Here is a 21,112-nt window from a genome sequence, read left to right as displayed (position 1 = left end):
CTGAGTTGTACCCGTTCCACGCTTTCACCTTACAAAGGGCTGACGCCATGCATATTTCCGCCAAAGACCTGGCAGCCCTCATCCCCGCGGACTTCACCCTGGGTGTGGCCACCGCAGCCTTCCAGATTGAAGGCGCGCTCTCGGAAGATGGCCGGGGCCCGGCGGGGTGGGACGTGTTTTCCGCCAAGCCTGGGTCCATCGTGGAGGACCACAGCCCGGCCGTTGCCTGTGACCACTACCACCGCATGCCCGGGGACGTGGCACTGATGAAACAGCTCGGCGTCGACTCCTACCGTTTCTCCCTGTCCTGGTCCCGGATCCAGCCCAACGGGAGCGGCCCGGTGAATCCTGTCGGCCTGGCCTTCTACGACCGGCTCCTGGACGAGCTGCTCGCCAACGGCATTTCCCCGATGCTGACGCTCTATCACTGGGACACGCCGCTGGCACTTGACGACGCCGGCGGCTGGATGAACCGGGACACCGCCTACCGCCTCGGCGAGTTCGCCGCCATCGCCGCGGACGCTTACGGAGACAGGGTGGCGCGGTGGTGCACCATCAACGAACCGGCCACCGTTACCACCAACGGCTACACCCTGGGGCTGCACTCGCCCGGCGAAAACCTCATGCTCAACGCATTGCCCAGCGTTCACCACCAGTTGCTGGGCCATGGGCTGGCATTGCAGGCGTTGCGGGCGGCAGGGGTCCCCGGTGAAGTGGGGATGACCAATGTGTACTCGCCGATGGTCCCCAACTCCATTAACCCCCTGGACAAGATCAGTGCGGGTCTGATGGACCTTGCCCAGAACCGGCTGTACGCGGACCCGGTCCTCACAGGCAAGTACCCGGACCTCATCAGGGCTGCGAAGTTCTTCGGTTCGTTCGATCACCCCGATGCGGACATGGAGATCATCTCCCAGCCGCTGGATTTCTACGGCCTCAACTACTACATGCCCACGAAAGTTGCCGTCGGCCCGGGTGAAGGGGCCGTGCCCGCGAGCATGGCCGAGGCCATGGGCAGCGACCTGAGTGCTGCGGGCAACGGCGGCACCCCGTTCCACGTGGAGCCCTGGCCCGAAGCCGACATCACGGCCTACGGCTGGCCGGTGAAACCCGAATACATGACTGTGGCGCTCAAGGAGATGGCCGAGCGGTATCCGAACCTTCCGCCGGTGATCATCACCGAAGGCGGGGCAAGTTTCGAGGACATCATCGTCCGCGACAAGTCCACCAACACCACTTTCATCCCCGACGAGCGGCGCCTGAAATATCTCTCGGACCACATCCAGTCGGCGCTGAAGGCCACGTCGCCGGGCGGGGAAGCCGAGTCCATCGACCTCCGCGGCTACTATGTGTGGTCGCTGCTGGACAATTTCGAATGGTCCGCCGGCTACAAGCAGCCGTTCGGCCTTCTCCATGTTGATTTCGAGACGCTCGAGCGCACGCCCAAGGCGTCGTATTTCTGGTTCCAGGAGCTAATCGAGGAACGGAACCTGGTAGCGGCGGCCGGTGCCGCCGTGGCGCAGGCCATGGAACCTGAAGCCGTGGAGGACAGCGGCGTTGAACATGAAGCCGGTGTTTAGGCCGGCCCCGCTTTTTAATTGAGACCTAGAGCAGCTCCAGGACCTTGAGCTGCTTGGCCATTCCCGCGCCGTCGGGCGAATAGATCCACGGCACCACCGAGGTGGTGTGGTCGCCGTCTTCAGAGTGCCCGCCGGCAAACACGGACTCACTGACGGACAGCTGCCGGATGGCGATGGCGGCTACCATGTCGCCGTGGTCCTGGGCGAACCCGGAATAGATCTGTTCATCGTGCTGGCCATTGTCGCCGATCAGCAGCCAGCGCATGTCCGGGAATTCCTTGGCCAGGCGTTCGAGGTTGCGGTGCTTGTGCTCCTGCCCGCTGCGGAACCAGCGGTCCTGGGTGAGGCCCCAGTCCGTGAGCAGCAGGGCGCCGGAGGGGTACATGTTCCGGCTCAGGAACCGCTTCAAAGTGGGGGCGGCGTTCCATGGACCCGTGGACAGGTAGATGACCGGGGCGTCGGGGTGTTCAATGGTGAGCCGGTCCAGGAGGACAGCCATCCCTGGGGTGGCCATCCGTGCCCGTTCGCTGAGCACAAACGTGTTCCAGAGCGCCAGGAACGGCCGGGGGAGGGCTGTCACCATCACGGTGTCATCGATGTCCGAGACGATGCCGAACTTCGCGTTGGCGTCGATCACCTGGATCAGTGTCTCCACGGGTTCGGTCCCGTCCGCCCGCAGGACGGCCGTGTGCCAGCCGGGGGAAAGCTTGACGTCCACCACGGTGTCGATCAGCCCGCCCCGGTCCGCCTTGACCTGGGTGGTGACGTCGCCGATGGTTATTTCCACCCCGGTGTACTGCATGGGGACGCTGGTGAAGGCGCGCCAGCCGCGGATATTCTGGGTGCCGTTGAGGGCTGCGTGTTCGGCTAGGCTGCCGGGGGCGGGTTTCCTGGTCAGGAGGACACGGCCAAGGACACGCACCCACCCGGTGGATGATCCGTAGCCCTGGTACGCGATGGTCTGCGGGGCGAAATTCCAGCGTCCGGCGAGCCGGATCCGCGTGCCGTTTACGGTGTCCGAGATCCGGTGGGCCAGACGGAAAAGCTGCGTGCCCGAAAGCTGTGCCGGGTGCGGGTCGTTCTGGGGTGCGTTCTGAGGAGCCGGGTCCATGCCTCCACTCTGCCACAGGCGCGCCCCGCGCCGGGCACGTGCGGAAGTACCGCCGTCGTACGTGACGTCAGCCGGACCCAACGAACCAGCGCAGTGTTTCGGCGTTCCGCACGGCGTTCCCGCCGCCGTCGTTATTGAAATAGGCGTAGACGTCCAAGCCAGCCCCGGCCCATTCCCGGATGCGGGCCGCCCACCATTGCAGGTCCTCGTCCGAGTAGGAACCGCCGTAGAGGTGCTGATGGTCGGGGCCGTGGAGGCGGATGTAGACGAAGGGTGCCGTGGCGCGCAGGATGCAGGGGAGATGGGCGCCGCTCATGATGCAGTAGGCGGCCCCGTGGCGTTCCAGCAGGGCGTAGACGTCCGCGTGGTCCCAGCTGGGGTGCCGGAACTCGACGGTCACCCTGATCCACCACGGGACGGCGCCGAGGAAGTAATTCAGGCGGGCATCATCGCGTTCCATTTGAGGCGGGAGCTGCACCAGCAGGACGGCACGTTTGTCGCCCAGTTCGTGCCAGCACCGGGCAATCCGCTCCAGCCACACCTCAGGCGCGTACAGCTTTTTGCCGTGCGTCAGGCCGCGCGGAGCCTTGACCGACATGGCGAACCCGTCCGGGAGCCGTCGCCTCCAGCTGGCGAAGGACGTATCCCGGGGCCAGCGGTAGAAGCTGGCGTTCAGTTCAACGGTGCTGAAGCGGGTAGCATAGTGCTGGAGCCTGTCCCGGGCTGGGAGGCCCGGCGGGTACAGCACGCCGTCCCAATGGTCGTAACTCCAACCGGACGTGCCGATATGAATCGCCATGTTTGCTTCCTTTCCCTCTTTGTTCCCCGCTGCTCCCTCCGGGGCCCTCCTTATGGCAGTGTAAGGACATGGCGCGCATCGAGGATTATGCAGTTGTTGGCGACCTTCACACCGGCGCGCTGGTCAGCACGGCGGGCTCCATCGATTGGCTCTGCCTGCCGCGCTTCGATTCGCCGGCCTGTTTCAGCGCCCTCGTTGACACGCCCGACGCCGGCCGCTGGCTCCTGGCGCCCGAAAGCGGCGGCACGTGCACCAGGCGAAGCTACGTGGACGGCACCCTGGTCCTTGAGACCGTATGGGAAACCCCGGAAGGCACCGTCAAGGTCATTGACTTCATGCCGCCGCGTGACGAGGTGGCTGACATCGTGCGGATTGTGGAAGGCGTGACCGGAAGCGTCAGGATGCGCGGCGAACTGGCGATGAGGTTCGATTACGGGCACATCATGCCCTGGGTTCGGAGGGACAAGCATGGCCTGCACGCCATCGCCGGCCCGGATGCCGCCTACTTCGTCACCACGGCCCCGGTCCGCGGCGAGAACATGCAGTCGATCAGCGACTTCACCGTCCAGGCGGGGGAGCGGGTGCCCTTCGTACTGACGTGGGCACCCAGCCATGTTCCCCGGCCGCACACCGTCGACGCCGAGCACGTGCTGAGCACGACGCTGGCCTACTGGCGCGGCTGGGTGTCCCAATGCACTTACAAAGGCAAGTACCAGGAGGCGGTGGCCCGTTCACTGGTGACCCTGAAGGCACTCACGTATGACCCCACCGGCGGCATCGTGGCCGCCGTGACCACGTCCTTGCCGGAACAAATCGGCGGCCCCCGCAACTGGGATTACCGCTTCTGCTGGCTGCGAGACGCCACGTTAACGCTGCAGGCGCTGCTGGCTGCGGGCTACACAGCGGAGGCTGCCGCATGGCGTGACTGGCTGCTCCGCGCTGTGGCGGGCGACCCGGCGGACCTGCAGATTATGTATGGCATCCACGGCGAGCGGCGGCTGCCGGAGATGGAGCTGCCTTGGCTGGCGGGGTACGAGAATTCGAAGCCGGTGCGGACAGGCAACGGCGCCGCTGCACAGCTCCAGCTGGACGTCTGGGGAGAGGTGCTTGATTGCCTGTCCCTGACGCGAAATTCGCTGCTGAAACACACCGATGAATCCTGGGACGTGCAGATTGCCCTGATGCAGCACCTGGAAACCATTTGGGACCAGCCGGACAACGGGCTCTGGGAGATGCGCGGGCCGCGCCGCCACTTCACACACTCCAAGGTGATGGCCTGGGTGGCTGCGGACCGGATGGTCAAGGGCGTCCGCGACTTCGGCCTGCCGGGCCCCGTGGAACGCTGGGAGGCCCTCCGGGACACCATCCACCAGGAGGTTATGGCCAACGGCTTCGACCCTGAGCGCAACACCTTCGTGCAGTCCTACGGCCGGCCGGAACTCGATGCCAGCCTGCTGCTGATCCCCCGGGTCGGGTTCCTGCCGCCTGATGATCCCCGGGTGGTGGGGACCATCGACGCGATCCAGCGCGAGCTCACGGACGACGGCTTTGTGCTGCGGTACCGCCCGGCAGACAGTGACGACGGGCTGCCGGGGGACGAAGGGGTGTTCCTTGCCTGTTCCTTCTGGCTGGTGGAGGCGCTCCTGGGGGCCGGCCGGGCCGCAGAAGCCACCGAGCTCTTCGAGCGGCTGCTGGAACTGCGCAATGATGTGGGCCTGCTCAGCGAGGAATGGGCAGTCGGGGCCAAACGGCAACTGGGCAATACCCCTCAGGCCTTCAGCCACTTCGCGCTTGTGACAAGCGCTCTTGAACTGCATCAGGATACGGTTCGGCGGAGTGATACCCCTATCTCGCCGGAGGCAGAGAGGGTAGGGCAGTAACGCCTCGATGGCGGCCCAACCTTCAACTCTGCGGAACAGGTAAGTATACTTACTAACACTCGCGGAGAGTTTCCTAAAAGCACACCGCCGCGACTGAACGAGGGGTTGGTAGAAATGGCCGGACATTTTGAGTTGGTTGATGCATCCGACGGCGGCTATAGGGTGAGGATGCTGGACGGCTCAGGGAGCCTGATGGCGATCTCGGTGACCTTTCCCACGAAGCGCGCCGCGGTAGCGGGCATCGAGATGGCCCGTGAGATTGCGGGCACGGGCCTCATCAGGGACTGCACCAGCAAAGGTGCCGGGGTAGTGATCCGGGAAAAGGCCCGTCCGCTGTCCTCTTCGAAGGACAGTGCGGCTGCCAGGGGCAAAAAGGTTTCAAAGACACCACGAACTGTAGTCGGGTGATGGCCCCGCAGACTGATGGCCCCGCCTCCTGGTGGCGGGGTGCCGTCCTGTTTGATGTTGACGGAACGCTGGTGGACTCCGCCTACCTGCACACGGTGGCGTGGTGGCAGGCGTTCCGCCAGCACCGGCACGAGGTGCCTATGGCAGCCATTCACTGGTGCGTGGGAATGGGTGGCGACCGGTTGGTGGACAGCCTCCTGCCTCCGGACCGGGACAGGGATGCTGATGCGGAAATCATGGCCAGCCATGCAGCGGTTTTCGCCCTGAATTGGCCGTCGCTGGGCGCGTTCGACGGCGCCAAGGACCTGCTTGCCCAGTGCCACGCCGGGGGACTCGCCGTCGCCCTGGCATCGTCCGCACGCCGGGAGGACCTGGCTGCCAACCGCAAGGCACTCGCAGCGGATGCCTTTATCCATGCGGCCACCAGCTCCAATGACGCCGAGGAAAGCAAGCCCGCCCCGGACATCCTGGTGGCGGCCCTGGAAGCCGTCCGTGTCCCGGCGGCCGACGCCGTCTATGTGGGGGACTCTGTGTGGGACATGAAGGCCGCCGCCGCGCTGGGCATACCGGCCATCGGGGTCACGTGCGGCGGCCGCAGCGCCGCCGAGCTGTTCGATGCGGGCGCCGCGGAGGTCTACACCGGCCCGCGGGACCTGCTCGATAACCTGCAGTCAAGTGCCATAGGAAGGCTGCTCGCGCTGGAATCCTAGGAACAACGGCCTTCCGGGAAAATTAGTCAGCCTACTTACTTTTTCTGTGTCAACCCGTTAGCGTCGAAGGGCGGACACCCGAAGAATTCCACAGAAAGGCAGACCATGAAGGCACTCACGTGGCAAGGCAAACGCTCGGTCAGTGTAGAGAACGTCCCCGACCCTGTGATCCAGGAACCCACGGATGCGATTGTGCGGATCACGTCCACGGCAATCTGCGGCTCGGACCTGCACCTCTACGAGGTGCTCGGCCCCTACATGCACAAAGGCGACGTGATCGGGCACGAACCCATGGGCATCGTGGAGGAAGTGGGCAGCGCCGTCACCAACCTGAAAAAAGGCGACCGCGTGGTCATTCCCTTCAACATCTCCTGTGGCCATTGCTACATGTGTCAGCAGGGACTGCAGTCCCAGTGCGAGACCACACAGGTCAGGGAAAAGGGATCCGGCGCTGCCCTCCTTGGTTTTTCGGAGCTCTACGGTTCGGTTCCCGGCGGGCAGGCGGAGTTCCTTCGCGTGCCGCACGCAGACTACGGGCCGGTGAAGGTGGGTGCGGACCTGCCGGATGAACGGTACCTGTTCCTCTCGGACATCCTCCCCACGGCGTGGCAGGGAGTGGAATACGCGGACGTTGCGCCCGGCGGCACTCTCGCGGTGTTCGGGCTCGGGCCCGTGGGCCAGTTTGCCAGCAGGATCGGCGTCCACCGCGGGCTGCGGGTCATCGGCGTGGACCCCGTCGCTGAGCGCCGCGCCATGGCGGGGCGACACGGAGTGGAGACGCTCGATTACAGCAAGGATGTGGCGGACGAACTGCGTGAAATGACAGACGGGCGGGGACCGGACGCGGTGCTGGACGCCGTCGGAATGGAAGCACACGGTTCCCCTGTTGCCGGCTTCGCGCACCACGCGCTGGGCCTCCTGCCGGACAAACTGGCGCAAAAGGCCATGGAGACGGCGGGGGTGGACCGGCTGGCTGCGCTTCACACCTCCATCGACGCCGTACGGCGCGGCGGGACCATCTCGCTGAGCGGCGTGTACGGCGGCGAGGCCAGTCCCATGCCGTTGATGACCATGTTCGACAAGCAGATCCAGGTTCGGATGGGGCAGTGCAACGTGCGCCGCTGGACTGATGACCTTCTCCCGCTCGTGGAGGACGACGCCGATCCGCTGGGTGTGATGGACCTGGTCACCCACCGCTCCGGCCTGGACGGTGCGCCCGCCCTCTACGAGAAGTTCCAGAAGAAAGAGGACGGCTGCATCAAGGTGGTCCTCAACCCCGGACAGTAAACCGGGCCGGTCGGTCATCTGAAGCGCCAGGCTCCTCGCGAGGTGGGGGACTAGAGCGGCAGGAGGGCGGAGAGGTCCGCGCGCAGTCCGGACGCTGCCACCCGGTGTGCTGCCACTGCGTCCGCCCACGTCAACTGGCCGGTCACCAACGACAGCCAGGTGGCGGCGTCGCACTCGATCACGTTTGGCGGGGTGCCGCGGGTGTGCCGCGGCCCTTCGACGCACTGGGTGACGCCGAAAGGCGGCACCCGCACCTCCACCGAATTGCCCGGCGCCCGCGCGGTCACCTCCTCCAGCGTGTAACGCACGGCCATGGCGGTGACGTTGCGGGGGAGGGGAGTGTCCGACGGCGCTGCGGCGGCCTTCTGCCATACGGCCAGTGCCGCCGTGCCTTCTTCAACGCCGATCCGGCGGCGCGCTGCGGCCATGAGGTCTGACTCCCTTTCCGGAAACAATCTCAGTCTTCAACTACGTAAGACGTAAGCACCCCGGAGAACGTAACTAGGGTAGTCACGAAGGAAATTAGGGTAGCGCGCTTAGTGGCGCAGGAGTAATTCATCCCGGCATGGTGGTTAGAAGGCTCACCGGAGAGTCGGCAGCAGTGAGCAGCCCGCGGCCCATGAAGGGTCATGCAGACAGGGCACCCGCTACGGGTCCAGCCCGCATGGCCAAGATAATTCCACTGGCAACCTCCAGTCCGGCTAGGTCCTCACTGAAATCCATTACAGCGAAGGACTGCCCATGCCTACCCTTCTATCGGACTTTAACGAAGTCTTCCGCAGCCTCACAGGCGGCAGCCTCAGCGAGTTCTACGCCGAAATTTCGCCTTACTTCCCTCTTGCAGTTGCAGGCGTCATCGTCTGGGGCCTCTGGCTTTACCGCTTCATCCTTTCCCACCGTGCCGGTCCGATCGTGACGGATTTCCGGGCTTCCACGTCGGTGGTGGTCCCGTCGTTCCATGAGGACCCCGACATCCTGATGAGTGCCCTGGAATCATGGCGGGCCCAAAAACCGGATGAAATCATCGTGGTCCTGGATGTTGAGGACCTGGACGCCTACCACCGGATCACCGACCTGGCGGACGAAACCATTCGGCCTGTCCTGTTCCATCACGTTGGCAAAAGGTCCGCGCTGGGCGTTGGCATGCGGATGGCACGGTTCGACGTCCTGGTGCTGACGGATTCGGACACGTGGTGGCAGCCCGGCCTGCTGGAGAACGTTCAAATGCCCTTTGCGGATCCCCTTGTCGGGGCGGTGGGGACCCACCAGACGGTCTACCAGCGGGACACAAGTATCTGGCGGCGCATAGCCGACTGGCTGGTCAATATCCGGTACCTCGACTACGTCCCGGCGATGGGCAGGGCAGGTGCGGTGCCGTGCATCTCCGGCCGCACCGCCGTCTACCGGCGAAGCGCCGTTATGGGACTGATCGAGCATCTGGAGAACGAATACTTCATGGGCAGGCGCTGCATCTCCGGCGACGACGGCCGGCTCACCTGGTTGGTGCTCGCCTCCGGCTACAAAACCGTCCATCAGTCATCGGCCCGCGCGCTGTCCATGTTCCCCGCCAGCTTCAGCGCTTTTATGAAGCAGCGCATCCGCTGGAGCCGCAACTCGTACCGTTGCTACCTCACGGCAGTCGCCAAGGGATGGCTCTGGCAGGTGCCGTTCGTGACGAAGGTTACTGTCCTGCAGATCCTTCTCACGCCGCTCACCATGGGCCTGAGCATGTTCTACCTCATTTTCAACCGGCTTGACCCCACTCCTTTCGGTGTCGCCGCTGCGGTCTGCTGGCTCCTGCTGGGCCGGGGAATCCGTGGCATTTCGCATCTGCGCAGACACCCAAAGGACATCCTCATCCTTCCGGTCCTGGCTGTCACGGTGATCCTCGTGGCCCTGCCCATCAAGCTCTACGCCTTTGCCACCATGAACAAGCAGGGCTGGCTGACCCGCCATGCAGACCAGTTGGGCGGCGACGGGCAGGACGCGGCAAGCCTCGCCACCGATGAGGCGGCAGCGTGAAGGCCGGCCGCGCGATTGTGGTAGGTGCCTTGACGGCCGCGCTGGCTACTGCGGGGTTCATTTATGCCGGAAACATCGGCAACCGTGAAGCGGCGGACGCAATGGGGCTCAACGAAATTGCGGACAACGGCACAGTCCAGGGGGTGCTCTATCCAGGCGATCCTGACAGCGAAGCACGCCTCGTGGAGCAGGAAGACGAACGGCTGGTCTACATCCGGACCATCGCCTCCGCAGCCCGGTGGCGGGTGGAAGGCCTGGAGGGTGCCTACCGGATCCGGACAGGCTCGAGCTACACGCTGGTCCTCCCGGCGAGGAGCGAGGCCTACAAAGTGGCCGACCTGCTTGCGCTGGCACCTAACGCGTTCCGCCTGCAGGACGGCGGGGCATATCTGCTCACCGAAAGCATCGCCGTGCTGTCCGGAGCCACCCTCGCGCTGGCCTCCCCGGACCCCGCGCGGGACCTGGACCTCCGGCTCGAAAGCGGGGCGGAAGGGTTTGTCTCCGTGGTAGCCCTGGGCGGATCCCTCACCTTGGGCGGCTCCGAAGCATCCGAAGTCCACATCTCAAGCTGGGACAGCACCAAAAGCGGACCCGACAAGATCACAGGTGACGGGCGGGCCTACATCCGCGTCCTTGGGGGCCACGCGGCTTTCTCCCACTCGGATGTCTCCTATCTGGGCTTCTGGAGCGGAAACACGGGCGGGCTGTCTCTGACCGGGACGGACGCCGTGGGCACTGTCACCGAGCAACAGCCAACACCGCAAAAGACCCGGGAGGCGGACGGCGGCGCCCGGCTCCTGCCAGAGGCCGAGCTGAAAGACCTCACCCAAGGATCGGCCCAGGACTACAGCCTGGTCACTGCGGGAATTGAAAACCTTCGTGTGGACAACAACGCCTTCGGGCTCTTTGTGACCAACGCCAGGGATGTACTCATCAGGGACACCACCATTTCCGGAAGCCTGGTGGACGGGCTGGTACTCCACCGCTTTGTCACCAACGCCACCATCACCGGGACGTCCTCCTCGGGAAACGGCGTGGACGGGTTCAGCATTGGACGATCCACCGAAAAGATAAGCTTCGAAAACATCCAGGCCCGGGACAATGGCCGCAATGGACTTTCCATGGATGGCAGACCGCTGGCCGATGGACCCAACGCCGTGGGAACCGCCGTGGATGGCTACGGCGGGAACCAGGTCAGCGGGGGTGCGTTCGAGAACAACGCCCGGTACGGGATTGAGGTTGTTGGCGGAGCGGGCCTGACCGTCCGGAACAACAGACTGGTGCGGAATGAGGTGGGCATTGTGGCAGCAGACGGCGCTACGGGCGTGGTCATCGACCACAACACCCTGCTGGAACAGGCCCGGCAGGCCGTGGCCGTACGGGACGTTGGGTCCACGGCCGAGGTTACCGGAAACTCAATCACCGGCGGGGATACAGGAATTTACGTGCGCGACGCCGGGGCCGTCGTGAAAGAGAACACCATGACCAACGTTTCCAACCACGGAATCACGCTGCTGGGTGCTGTCAACCAGACCAGCGTGGAGGGAAACACCCTCGCAGGAGACGGGTCCACGGCCATCTGGACCGAGCGGTCCGCGGGCGCCCGGGTGGGAGAAAACGACATTCTTGCCTGGGTGCCTGCCTTCACCGTTGAACGGGCGGTCAAGTCCGTCTTCCAGCCGCTCACCTTTATCTGGTTAATTTTGGGGGCGCTGTTGTTGGTGACCGCGGTGGCCCGTGGCAAAAACGCAGAACGCGTCATCCGCAGCCCCTACGCCGACTATGTCCCGCTGACCTCCCTGAGCAGGGGCGTGGTGACGTATGACGACGTGAGGCAACGGCAGTGAACGGCCGCAGGATGGAACCCGCAGTCTGGATCGGGCTCGTCTCGATGCTGCTGGTCACGCTTGTGGCCGTCTTCGCCGTAATCAGCTTCCAGAACACCAATCCGAGGACTGACACTGCTCCTGTGCCCGGGCAGACAGCTGCACCTTCGGGAGGAGCTGGCGGCGGACCGGCCGCGGCCCCGGCCCCGGCTGAATGCAGCGGTGCAACCGTAACTGTGACTACGGCGGCAGAGCTGACGGCAGCACTTGCGGCGCCGCAGCCCGGTGCCGTGATCCTCCTCGCCGACGGCGTGTACACGGGCAACTTCGTGGCGACCGGCGCCGGCACGGCCGGGCAGCCCATCAGGCTGTGCGGCGGAAGGGGAGCGGTGCTCGACGGCGGCGGGCCGGGGGACGGCTACGTACTCCACCTCAACCGGGCGTCGTACTGGACGGTTCAGGGCTTCACGGTGCGAAACGGGCAAAAGGGGGTGATGCTCGATGAGACTACCCAGTCGGTCATCCAGGGCCTGATGGTCGAGGGCATCGGTGACGAGGCAATCCACGTGCGCCGGTTCAGCTCGGACAACCGGGTGGCAGGCAATACCGTGGCGGGTGCAGGCCTGCGTAAGCCCAAGTTCGGCGAAGGCATCTACATCGGCACGGCCGAGAGCAACTGGTGCAACATCTCGTCATGTGAACCGGACAAGAGTGACCGCAACGAAGTCCGGGACAACACCATTTCGGGCACCACAGCCGAAAGCGTCGATATCAAGGAAGGCACCTCGGACGGGGCCCTGATCAGTAACAACTTTGAAGGTTCATCAATCCAGGAGGCCGACTCCTGGGTTGATGTCAAAGGCAAGGGCTGGCGGATAGAAAGGAACACTGGCAAAAACTCGCCCTTGGATGGGTTCCAAACACACGAGATCCTCGACGGCTGGGGCACCGGAAATGTCTTCCGTGAGAACACCGCCGAGGTCAACGGTCCCGGGCTTGGGTACTCATTAAAACCGGTGCGCGACAACGTGGTCCATTGCAGCAACACTGCCTCCCACGCGGAGCAGGGCCTTTCCAACCTGCCCTGCACCAGATAGGGAACGTCCCCGGAGCAACGGGAATCCTTTCATGCTCTCCTTACCGAACCAGGAATGAGAAACCAATGAACAACCTTCAGTCCCTCAGCGCGCCCAAAATCACGGTCATCGGTACCGGGTATTTGGGTGCGACGCACGCGATCTGCATGGCGATCATGGGCTTCGACGTCCTGGGCTTCGATGTCGACCGCCAAAAAATAGACCAGCTCAGGGCGGGAAAGGTGCCCTTCTACGAACCCGGCCTGCCGGAAAAGCTCCACGAGGCATTGGCTTGCGGCAGGCTGAAGTTCACTACTGATCTGGATGAAGTTGCCGACTTCGGCGAGGTCCACTTCATCTGCGTGGGCACACCGCAGGCCCCCAACTCGTCCGCGGCGGACCTCAGCTACGTGGAGTCTGCGTTCTCCGGCCTGGCCGCCCGCATCGGCCGCAAGGCGCTCCTGGTGGGGAAATCTACAGTCCCCATCGGCACCGCCGAGCGGCTCACGGCCATGGTTGCGGACATCTCCCCGCTAGGCTCGGAACTCGAACTCGCCTGGAACCCTGAATTCCTCCGCGAGGGTTTTGCGGTCCAGGACACCCTGCATCCGGACCGCCTGGTGTTCGGGGTGACGTCGGCATGGGCCGAAGAAATGCTACGACGTGTCTTCCAGCCACTGCTCGACGACGGGACCCCCTTGATTGTTGCCGACCTCGCCACCGCCGAACTGGTCAAGGTGGCGGCCAATTCCTTCCTGGCCACCAAGATCTCCTTTATCAACGCGATGGCTGAGGTTTGTGAGGCCACCTCCGCGGACGTCAGCCTGCTGGCGGCCGCCCTGAGTCTGGACGACCGGATCGGCGGCAAATTCCTCAAACCCGGCCTTGGCTTCGGTGGTGGTTGCCTCCCGAAGGACATCCGTGCCTTCAAGCACCGCGCTGAGGAGCTGGGGGTGGGACAGGCAGTCAGTTTCCTTGGCGAGGTGGATTCCATCAACAACCGCCGGCGCGTCCGCACCGTGGACCTTGTACGGGAGCTTGCCGGTGGAAGCCTTGCGGGAGTGAAGATTGCCGCTCTCGGGGCGGCGTTCAAACCCAATTCAGATGACGTCCGTGATGCCCCGGCACTGGACGTTGCACGGATGCTCTACCTCGAGGGCGCTACAGTCAGTGTCTACGATCCGGAAGCCAACGCCAACGCACATCGCCTCTATCCGGACTTGAACTATGTGGGCAGCCTGGCCGCAGCCGTGGAACAGGCCGATGTTGTGGCACTGCTGACTGAGTGGGAGGAGTTCCGCACGGCGGACCCGGACGATCTTGGGGTCCTGGTGCGCCACCGCCGCATCGTGGACGGGCGGCACGCGCTCGATCCCGAGCGGTACACATCCCGGGGATGGAAATACCGGGCACTGGGCCGCCCCTACCAGGCCAGCATGGCCACCTTCGTCAACGGCCATGGGACTCCCAGCTGACGAGAATCCTTCGGCGGCTCAGTCGAGCAGCGCGGATACGGCCGGGCCAAGACGGATCTTGCCCACCTCGTGGCTGCCGCCCATCACCGGGGCCACCACTTTTTCCAGGACGCTGGAGACGCCGGGGATATCCACGGCGCCGGCTGCGGCAAGCAGGGTCAGGCCCACCAGTGAGGTGGCGCGCAGGTTCCCGTCCAGCATCTTGATGGCCACTGAGACGCCCTGGGGCGTGGCCATGGCCAGGACTCCCTCGGCACCGATCTTGGCGATGATGCCCAGCTCGTCCATCACCACCGTGTTTGCCTCGCCCCGGCCCTGCACGGCCCAGGGGTAGTCGAGCATGGACGTGGCGATGGTGGCGGCGCGGGCGTTGGAGTTTTTGTCACCCGGTGCCTTGGCCAGCAGCGAATAGGCGCGGGCCAGCCCGGTCAGCGAAATGGCGGCCACCGGGGCCCCGCAGCCGTCGATGCCGAGGTGGGCGATCTGCTCGCTGCTGTATTCCTCAATGACGCTTCGGACGCGCTGCTGGAGCGGATGGTTCGGCTCAAGATAGCTGTGGGTGTCCCAGCCGTTTTCGGTGCACGCCCACAGGAAGGCGGCGTGCTTGCCGGAACAGTTGAAGGCCAGCTTGGACCGGCCCTTGTCAGAGCGCAGCAGCCAGTTGCGGGCCGTCTCGTCCTGCGGCCACGCGGCGGGGCACTGCAGCTGGTCTTCTTTCACACCGGCGGCTTTGAGCATTCCTTCCACCACATCCATGTGGTCCAGGGAACCTACGTGGCTGCCGCAGGCCACGGCCACCTGCGCGCCGCGCAACGGGACGCCCGACTGCATGGACGCCAGCGCCTGGAACGGTTTGAGCGAGGACCTGGCGTAGAGGGGGGTCCTGATGTCGCCGAGTTCGGTGACAACCGAACCGTCGGCGGACAGTACTACTGCCGAGCCGATGTGCCGGGACTCCACAAAGCCACTGCGTTCAACGACGGCAAGTTCGACGGCGGAGTCCACGGTGAAAGTGGCGTGCGGGTTGTGCGGCATATTGCCAGTCTAGGGGCGCGCCGGCCGATTTCCGGGCTACTCCACGGTGACCATTACCGACTGCCAGCCGGAGGCGCCGTCGGGCACAGGATCGGCACGCTGGTCCGTCTGCACCTCGCCGGTTCCATCGGTGGCCCGGACCTTGATGTAGTGCGGCCCGGGGGTGGCTTCCCAGTCGAAGGACCACTGGCGCCACGTGATGAGGGACGCCTCGGTGGACAGGACAGCTTCGGCCCAGGGGTTGTTGTCTATCTGGATTTCCACCTTGGTGATGCCGCGGGTCTGTGCCCAGGCCGTGCCGCCGATGGCCACGCGGCCCGCCGGCACCTTGGCGAAGGACTTGGGCACCTCCACCCGGGCCATGGTCTTGATGGGGCCGCGCTCCGACCAGCCGCGCTGTGTCCAGTAGGCTTTGTTGTCCGCGAAGCGCGTCACCTCCAGGTCCACCACCCACTTGGTGGCGGAGACGAAACCGTACAGCCCGGGCACCACCATGCGCACCGGGTAGCCGTGTTCCAGCGGCAGCGGCTCGCCGTTCATACCGATCGCCAGCATGGCGTCGCGGTCATCCTGGAGGACTTCCAACGGTGTGGAGGCACTGAAGCCATCGATCGACGTCGAGAGCACCATGTCCGCACCTGCCTGGGGCCGGGCCCGTTTGAGGACCTCGCGGATGGGCAGACCGAGCCAGCGCGCGTTCCCGGCCAGGTTGCCGCCCACAGGATTGGATACGCAGGTGAGGGTCACGTGCGATTCGATGAGGTCGGCGTCGAGCAGGTCCTGGAAGCTCAACCGGACTTCCTGCTCCACCAGACCGTGGACCCGGAGCTCCCAGTCCTCGGCATTGATTTCCGGGACGCTCAGGGCGGTGTCAATACGGTAGAAGTCGCCATTGGGCGTCAGCCATGGTGTCACGCCGGCCACCGGGGACTGCACGCCGGCGGGCACGGCCGCTGCCGCCTTCGCCGGCACTGGCAACTGCAGGGCGTCCCGGGCTTTGGCGATGTTGCTGCGGGCGGCACTGAGCAGGCGTCCGCCCGTGGCCGCGATCCCGGCGCCCGCCACGGTGATCCCGGCGGCGGCGAAGAAACGGCGGCGGCTGGAGGCGGGCCGGCCAGGTTCCCCGGCGCCCGTGTCTGCAGGTGCCACCGGCCAGGCCTTGAGCCGCCAGAGCGGGGCAACAAGCAGCCGCAGCACCACCAGTCCGGCAAGCGTGCCCAACACCGTGGGGATCGCATCCAGCGGCTGGACGCCGGCCCGTGTCACCACGCTGGCCACAATAACGGCTCCCATAAGCAGCACGCCGGCCACGCCCAAAGCCCACTTGCGGTAGGCCACCACGCCCAGGACGCAGGCCAACACGAGGATCGTCAGTCCCATGCCAACAAACAGGGCGGCCTTGTCGTTCGTGCCGAACGTCGCGATCGCGAAATCCTTCATCCACGGCGGGGTGAAGTCGATGAACGTGGACCCGAGGGCAATGACCGGGGTGGCCCGCGCCGTAAAGAACGCGCCGATCAGCTCCGCAACGGAGAGCACGACGGCGGCCGCGGCCACACCTGCCACGGCAGCGAGGGCAGTGGGCTGCTTGAGCCAGTTCATGAGCTTCTTCATGGTGTGGGTTCGGTGCGGCAGACCTTTCGGATGGTTAGGGATGGTTGGGCGTGGACACAACGCGTGAACATTGCCCTTAGGAAAGGGCAGGGTGCACAAAGTACTCTTGGGGACTGTGAAGGTACTCGTCATTGGCCCTGGAGGCCGCGAACACGCCATTGTCCGCTCCCTGCTCGCCGACCCCAACGTCTCCGAGGTCCACGCAGCGCCCGGCAACGCCGGCATCAGCAAACTGGTACCCACCCACAAGGTGGACGGGAACAACCCCGACGCGGTGGCGGCCCTGGCTACCAGGCTGGGCGTGGATCTGGTGGTGGTGGGCCCCGAAGCTCCGCTGGCCGCCGGGGTGTCCGACGCTGTCCGCGACGCCGGCATTCCAGTCTTCGGCCCCAGCAAGGCCGCAGCCCAGTTGGAAGCCTCCAAAGCTTTCGCCAAGGAAGTCATGGCTGCTGCGGACGTTCCCACGGCGATGGCCATGGTGGCCACAAACGCCGAGGAAGCAGCCTCAGCATTGGACACCTTCGGCGCCCCCTACGTGGTGAAGGACGACGGCCTGGCAGCAGGCAAGGGCGTGGTGGTCACCAAGAACCGCGACGAAGCGCTGGCCCACGCGCAGACGTGCATCGACGCCGGCGGCACCGTGGTGATCGAGGAGTTCCTGGACGGCCCGGAAGTTTCGGTGTTTGTCCTGTGCGACGGCCACAACACCGTTGCCCTGTCCCCGGCGCAGGACTTCAAGCGGATCTTCGACAACGACGAAGGCCCCAACACCGGCGGCATGGGTGCGTACACTCCGCTCGAATGGGCACCCGCCGGGCTCGTGGACGAAGTCATTGAACGCGTGGCCCAGCCCACCGTCAACGAAATGGCCCACCGGGGCACCCCCTTCGTAGGCGTGCTCTTTGTTGGCCTCGCACTGACTTCGCGCGGCACCCGCGTCATCGAGTTCAACGTCCGCTTCGGCGACCCCGAGACCCAGGCGGTGCTGGCACGGCTCAAAACACCGCTCGGTGCGCTGCTGCTGGCAGCTGCCAAGGGCGAACTGGACAAGGCAGACGAGCTGCGCTGGTCCAAGGAGACTGCGGTCGCCGTCGTCGTTGCCTCCCAGAATTACCCGGACACTCCCCGCACCGGGGACCGCATCCGCGGCCTCAAGAAAGTGGATCAGCTGGAAGGTGTGCATGTGATCCATGCGGGCACCGCGCTCGACGACGAGGGCAAGGTTGTCTCCGCCGGCGGCCGGGTGCTCGCCGTGGTGGCCCTCGGCAGTGACCTGGTGGAGGCCCGTGAGCGGGCTTACGACGGCGTGGAACTGGTGCAGCTGGAAGGTTCGCAGTTCCGGACGGATATTGGACGCAAAGCTGCCCGCGGCGATATCAAGGTTGCGTCCAGCGCAACCGGATCGCTGCCTGTCACGAAGGCGAAGGCATAACATGACTGACACTCCCGCACAGGAACCACAGCGCGGCCTGAGCACGGCAACCCTCGACCTGCCCGGCTGGAAGCACATCTATTCAGGCAAGGTCCGCGACCTGTACGAACCGGCGGATGATGCCGTTCGCGAGCGGGTTGGCCAGGACTGTGTCCTGGTGGTGGCCAGCGACCGCATCAGCGCCTACGACCATGTCCTGGCGAGTGAAATCCCGGACAAGGGCCGCATCCTGACCCAGCTGAGCCTGTGGTGGTTTGACCAGTTGGACGTTGAGCACCATGTGCTGGCGTCCACGGTGGAAGGCGGGGTTCCCGCGGCCGTGGAAGGCCGGGCGATGATCTGCAAGAACCTGGACATGTTCCCCGTGGAGTGCATCGCCCGTGGCTACCTCACCGGCACCGGCCTGCTGGAATACAAGGCATCCGGCACCGTTTGCGACATCCCCCTGCCGGATGGCCTGGTGGACGGGTCACGGCTGGAACGGCCCATCTTCACGCCATCCGCCAAGGCCGAGGTGGGCCACCACGATGAGAACATCACCTATGACGCCGTGGTGGGCATGGTGGGCGACGACATCGCGGGACGGCTGAGCGAACTGACCCTGAAGATTTACTCCACCGCGGAAAAGATTGCCCGCGAACGGGGCATCATCCTGGCCGACACGAAGGTTGAGTTCGGCTACGACGCCGTCTCCGGTTCAATCGTCCTGGGCGACGAGGTCCTCACGCCGGATTCGTCCCGCTTCTGGGACGCCGCCACGTACCAGCCCGGGCAGGCGCAGCCGTCCTACGACAAGCAGTATGTGCGCGACTGGCTGACCTCGGCCGAGTCAGGCTGGGACAAGAGCTCCAACACGCCCCCGCCGGCGTTGCCTGAGGACGTGGTGGCCCGCACGCGCAGCCGCTACGTTGAGGCCTACGAGAAACTGACCGGCCGGACGTTCGCCTAGCGGTTTTTCAGGGTCAGCTGGCCTTGGAGTTCTTCGCTGCGGCGGCGGCCCGCTGCTGGGCCAGGTTGATTTCAAGGATTGCATCCAACGCCTGCTGGACGAGATCCTGGGCTCCGGCGGAGCTGAAGGCTTTTTGCGCTTCCTTTAGGTAGACGATCGCTTCCTCAGATTCGCCGGCTGCCTTGAGGGACTTTCCCAGTAGGAGCGCGACTTCGCCGGCGGTGTGCTTGGCCAAGGCCTCACGTTCTGCATGGATTTTGCGAAGTTTCTCGATGGCGGCCACGATGTCGCCGGTGAGGTACAGCCAGCGGGCGCGGATGAACGCGACTTCGAGCTCATCACTTTTCATTTCGTAGACGATGGAAAAAGCAAGCTCGGCTCGTTCAATCGACGCGAGCGTCTCAGGTTCGACGATGCCGGCCTGCAGCCGTACGGCGGCCGATGCTTTATTGAACCGGGCCCACATTTCGATGTCATTGGCCGGCGAGAGCAGTTTGGCTGCCCGCTCGTGTTCCCTGACTCCTTCCGCGTAGTCATGGCGCATGAAGGCGACGTTGCCCACTACCCATGCCACCTCGCCCGCAAGCTGGGGCATGGTGGTTTCGTCCACCTGGGCGACGAGTAACTGGCAGTACTTCCACGACTCGTCCAGCCTGCCGCTCTCCGCCAGGGCTCCAATGAGGACCCTTAGGGTGCCAATCACAACGATGGAACTTTGAGGCAGCTGCTCTGACAGCTTCGTGGCTTCCAGTGCTTGGTCTACAGCGGCGGACAGCTGGCCCTGCCGCTGCAGGACGGCAGCCAGCATTTGGCGGGCACGCACCCCCAGCCCAACCGATTCCCTTGCCATCGGATGCTCGATGAGGCGCTCAGTGATGGCCTGGCACTCCAGCAGATCGCCGTGCCTCACCAGGCATTCGGCCTGCATGTAAGTCATATTCCACCATGCACTGGTGTTTTTACCTTCGAGCGCGATCCGGGCGGCCGTCGCGGCATGGCTCGCCGCAAGCTCGTAATCGCGAAGGTCCCAGGCCTGCCGGGCGTAGAGACCGGCCAGCACATATTCGGCATCACTTACCGTAATCGGCTGGCTCCATGCTTCCAAAGCCTTGGGTGCCAGTTCCAATCGACGGGCGAGCTCGTCGATTACCTCGGCGGTAGGCTCCCGGCGGCCGGTCTCAAGGAGTGAAATGTAGCTGGGGGAGTAGAGGTCCTTGCCGAGTTCGGCTTGTGTCAGCCCGCGCTCAAGTCGCTCGGCTCGAAGCTTTTCCCCGAAACCATTACCCACGGGATTCCTCCTTATTCCAGACCGTCTTTGTACGCAAAGCTTGACAGGCCCTGTGGGATCCATTTTACAATAAGTGTCAACAAGGACGTGCTGACTTTGTAACGAATCCGACTCGCATTGAGGAACTCACATGTTCAAGAAGATAGCGGCAGCCGCCGTACTGGCCGGCGCACTGGCATTTTCCGCAGCAGCCCCAGCCGTCCTGTCCGCAGGTTCCATTAGCGACAACGCAGGTACTGCCGCAGCCAGCGGTAACTGGCCGAATCCCGTGTCCGAAAAGGTGAAGACCGAGAAGGGCAAGAAGAGCACAGGCAGCACGTACACCACGTTGAGCGGTAACTGGCCCAACCCGGTATAGTAGCGAGCTTCCTCACAAGGAGGCGAAATAGCCCCGAAGCATGCTTCGGGGCTATTTCTTTGCCCTCAGGTTTTTGGCGCTCCGGCGAATAAGTCATGAGACAAAAAAGAGGGCCTCCCTGGGGGAGACCCTCTTTCCATATGGTCGGGATGACAGGATTTGAACCTGCGACCTCGTCGTCCCGAACGACGCGCGCTACCAAGCTGCGCCACATCCCGATCCGCTGCAAAAGCAACTTTACAAGAATAACGGATGCCCGCCC

At 64.6% G+C, this 21,112-nt stretch carries 18 protein-coding genes and 1 tRNA gene; 12 read left to right on the top strand and 7 right to left on the bottom strand.

Features of this window, described 5'->3' with window-relative positions; translation table 11 throughout:
- The first annotated feature begins 47 nt into the window (after positions 1-47).
- Entirely contained in the window at positions 48-1,580 is a 1,533-nt protein-coding gene (locus AC1MCD_RS16610; protein ID WP_498673396.1) for a glycoside hydrolase family 1 protein, read from the top strand.
- Between the two features lie 25 nt (positions 1,581-1,605).
- Here the strand turns inward: AC1MCD_RS16610 and AC1MCD_RS16605 are convergent, their stop codons facing one another.
- Both AC1MCD_RS16605 and AC1MCD_RS16600 read right to left on the bottom strand, forming a co-directional pair.
- Positions 1,606-2,691, bottom strand: coding sequence for an App1 family protein phosphatidate phosphatase (locus tag AC1MCD_RS16605; protein ID WP_498673393.1), 1,086 nt, complete (start codon positions 2,689-2,691; stop codon positions 1,606-1,608).
- Between the two features lie 67 nt (positions 2,692-2,758).
- Positions 2,759-3,490 (bottom strand): DUF72 domain-containing protein, encoded by a 732-nt coding sequence (locus AC1MCD_RS16600; protein WP_498673391.1) that lies wholly within the window; start codon positions 3,488-3,490, stop codon positions 2,759-2,761.
- A gap of 68 nt (positions 3,491-3,558) precedes the next feature.
- Here AC1MCD_RS16600 and AC1MCD_RS16595 point away from each other — a divergent pair, with 68 nt between their 5' ends.
- The 4 genes from AC1MCD_RS16595 to AC1MCD_RS16580 all read left to right on the top strand — a co-directional run bounded on the left by AC1MCD_RS16595 (position 3,559) and on the right by AC1MCD_RS16580 (position 7,775).
- Positions 3,559-5,370, top strand: a complete 1,812-nt coding sequence (locus tag AC1MCD_RS16595; RefSeq protein WP_498673390.1) for a glycoside hydrolase family 15 protein — start codon at positions 3,559-3,561, stop codon at positions 5,368-5,370.
- A gap of 114 nt (positions 5,371-5,484) precedes the next feature.
- Positions 5,485-5,778, top strand: a complete 294-nt coding sequence (locus AC1MCD_RS16590; protein WP_498673389.1) for a YegP family protein — start codon at positions 5,485-5,487, stop codon at positions 5,776-5,778.
- Positions 5,778-6,488, top strand: coding sequence for an HAD family hydrolase (locus AC1MCD_RS16585; RefSeq protein WP_498673387.1), 711 nt, complete (start codon positions 5,778-5,780; stop codon positions 6,486-6,488). Before AC1MCD_RS16590 ends, AC1MCD_RS16585 begins: the two co-directional genes overlap by 1 nt.
- A gap of 105 nt (positions 6,489-6,593) precedes the next feature.
- Positions 6,594-7,775: a zinc-dependent alcohol dehydrogenase gene (locus AC1MCD_RS16580; RefSeq protein ID WP_498673384.1), complete on the top strand. Its 1,182-nt coding sequence runs from the start codon at positions 6,594-6,596 to the stop codon at positions 7,773-7,775.
- A 50-nt stretch (positions 7,776-7,825) separates the two neighbouring features.
- On the opposite strand, the gene AC1MCD_RS16575 is transcribed toward AC1MCD_RS16580, so the two are convergent.
- On the bottom strand, positions 7,826-8,203 hold the full coding sequence (locus tag AC1MCD_RS16575) for a sterol carrier family protein (RefSeq protein WP_498673381.1): 378 nt from the start codon (positions 8,201-8,203) through the stop codon (positions 7,826-7,828).
- A 313-nt stretch (positions 8,204-8,516) separates the two neighbouring features.
- On the opposite strand from AC1MCD_RS16575, the gene AC1MCD_RS16570 reads away from it, so the two are divergent.
- From AC1MCD_RS16570 to AC1MCD_RS16555, 4 genes are all read left to right on the top strand, one after another.
- Positions 8,517-9,797 (top strand): glycosyltransferase, encoded by a 1,281-nt coding sequence (locus AC1MCD_RS16570; RefSeq protein ID WP_498673380.1) that lies wholly within the window; start codon positions 8,517-8,519, stop codon positions 9,795-9,797.
- Complete coding sequence (locus AC1MCD_RS16565; protein ID WP_498673379.1) at positions 9,794-11,644, top strand: right-handed parallel beta-helix repeat-containing protein; 1,851 nt, start codon at positions 9,794-9,796, stop codon at positions 11,642-11,644. Before AC1MCD_RS16570 ends, AC1MCD_RS16565 begins: the two co-directional genes overlap by 4 nt.
- Positions 11,641-12,720 carry a right-handed parallel beta-helix repeat-containing protein gene (locus tag AC1MCD_RS16560; RefSeq protein ID WP_498673378.1) on the top strand — a complete coding sequence of 360 codons (1,080 nt, stop codon included), beginning with the start codon at positions 11,641-11,643 and terminating at the stop codon, positions 12,718-12,720. Before AC1MCD_RS16565 ends, AC1MCD_RS16560 begins: the two co-directional genes overlap by 4 nt.
- Before the next feature lie 65 nt (positions 12,721-12,785).
- Positions 12,786-14,174, top strand: coding sequence for a UDP-glucose dehydrogenase family protein (locus AC1MCD_RS16555; protein WP_498673376.1), 1,389 nt, complete (start codon positions 12,786-12,788; stop codon positions 14,172-14,174).
- A gap of 18 nt (positions 14,175-14,192) precedes the next feature.
- Here the strand turns inward: AC1MCD_RS16555 and AC1MCD_RS16550 are convergent, their stop codons facing one another.
- Both AC1MCD_RS16550 and AC1MCD_RS16545 read right to left on the bottom strand, forming a co-directional pair.
- Entirely contained in the window at positions 14,193-15,209 is a 1,017-nt protein-coding gene (locus AC1MCD_RS16550) for an asparaginase (RefSeq protein ID WP_498673375.1), read from the bottom strand.
- A gap of 36 nt (positions 15,210-15,245) precedes the next feature.
- Positions 15,246-16,823 carry a molybdopterin-dependent oxidoreductase gene (locus tag AC1MCD_RS16545; RefSeq protein ID WP_498673372.1) on the bottom strand — a complete coding sequence of 526 codons (1,578 nt, stop codon included), beginning with the start codon at positions 16,821-16,823 and terminating at the stop codon, positions 15,246-15,248.
- A gap of 115 nt (positions 16,824-16,938) precedes the next feature.
- Here AC1MCD_RS16545 and purD point away from each other — a divergent pair, with 115 nt between their 5' ends.
- Together purD and AC1MCD_RS16535 are read left to right on the top strand one after the other, a co-directional pair.
- Positions 16,939-18,255, top strand: a complete 1,317-nt coding sequence (gene purD / locus AC1MCD_RS16540; protein WP_498678387.1) for a phosphoribosylamine--glycine ligase — start codon at positions 16,939-16,941, stop codon at positions 18,253-18,255.
- A gap of 1 nt (position 18,256) precedes the next feature.
- Complete coding sequence (locus tag AC1MCD_RS16535) at positions 18,257-19,204, top strand: phosphoribosylaminoimidazolesuccinocarboxamide synthase (RefSeq protein WP_498673370.1); 948 nt, start codon at positions 18,257-18,259, stop codon at positions 19,202-19,204.
- 13 nt (positions 19,205-19,217) lie between these two features.
- On the opposite strand, the gene AC1MCD_RS16530 is transcribed toward AC1MCD_RS16535, so the two are convergent.
- Entirely contained in the window at positions 19,218-20,492 is a 1,275-nt protein-coding gene (locus AC1MCD_RS16530) for a helix-turn-helix domain-containing protein (protein ID WP_498673368.1), read from the bottom strand.
- A gap of 130 nt (positions 20,493-20,622) precedes the next feature.
- Between AC1MCD_RS16530 and AC1MCD_RS16525 the strand changes: the two genes are divergently transcribed.
- Complete coding sequence (locus AC1MCD_RS16525) at positions 20,623-20,850, top strand: hypothetical protein (protein WP_498673367.1); 228 nt, start codon at positions 20,623-20,625, stop codon at positions 20,848-20,850.
- A 141-nt stretch (positions 20,851-20,991) separates the two neighbouring features.
- Here the strand turns inward: AC1MCD_RS16525 and AC1MCD_RS16520 are convergent.
- Positions 20,992-21,068 (bottom strand) — tRNA-Pro (locus AC1MCD_RS16520).
- Positions 21,069-21,112 lie beyond the last annotated feature (44 nt).

The organism is Arthrobacter sp. BF1 (genome assembly GCF_056680215.1).
The sequence above is the reverse complement of the archived record's forward strand: the minus strand, read 5'-3'. Positions and strand labels throughout refer to the sequence as shown.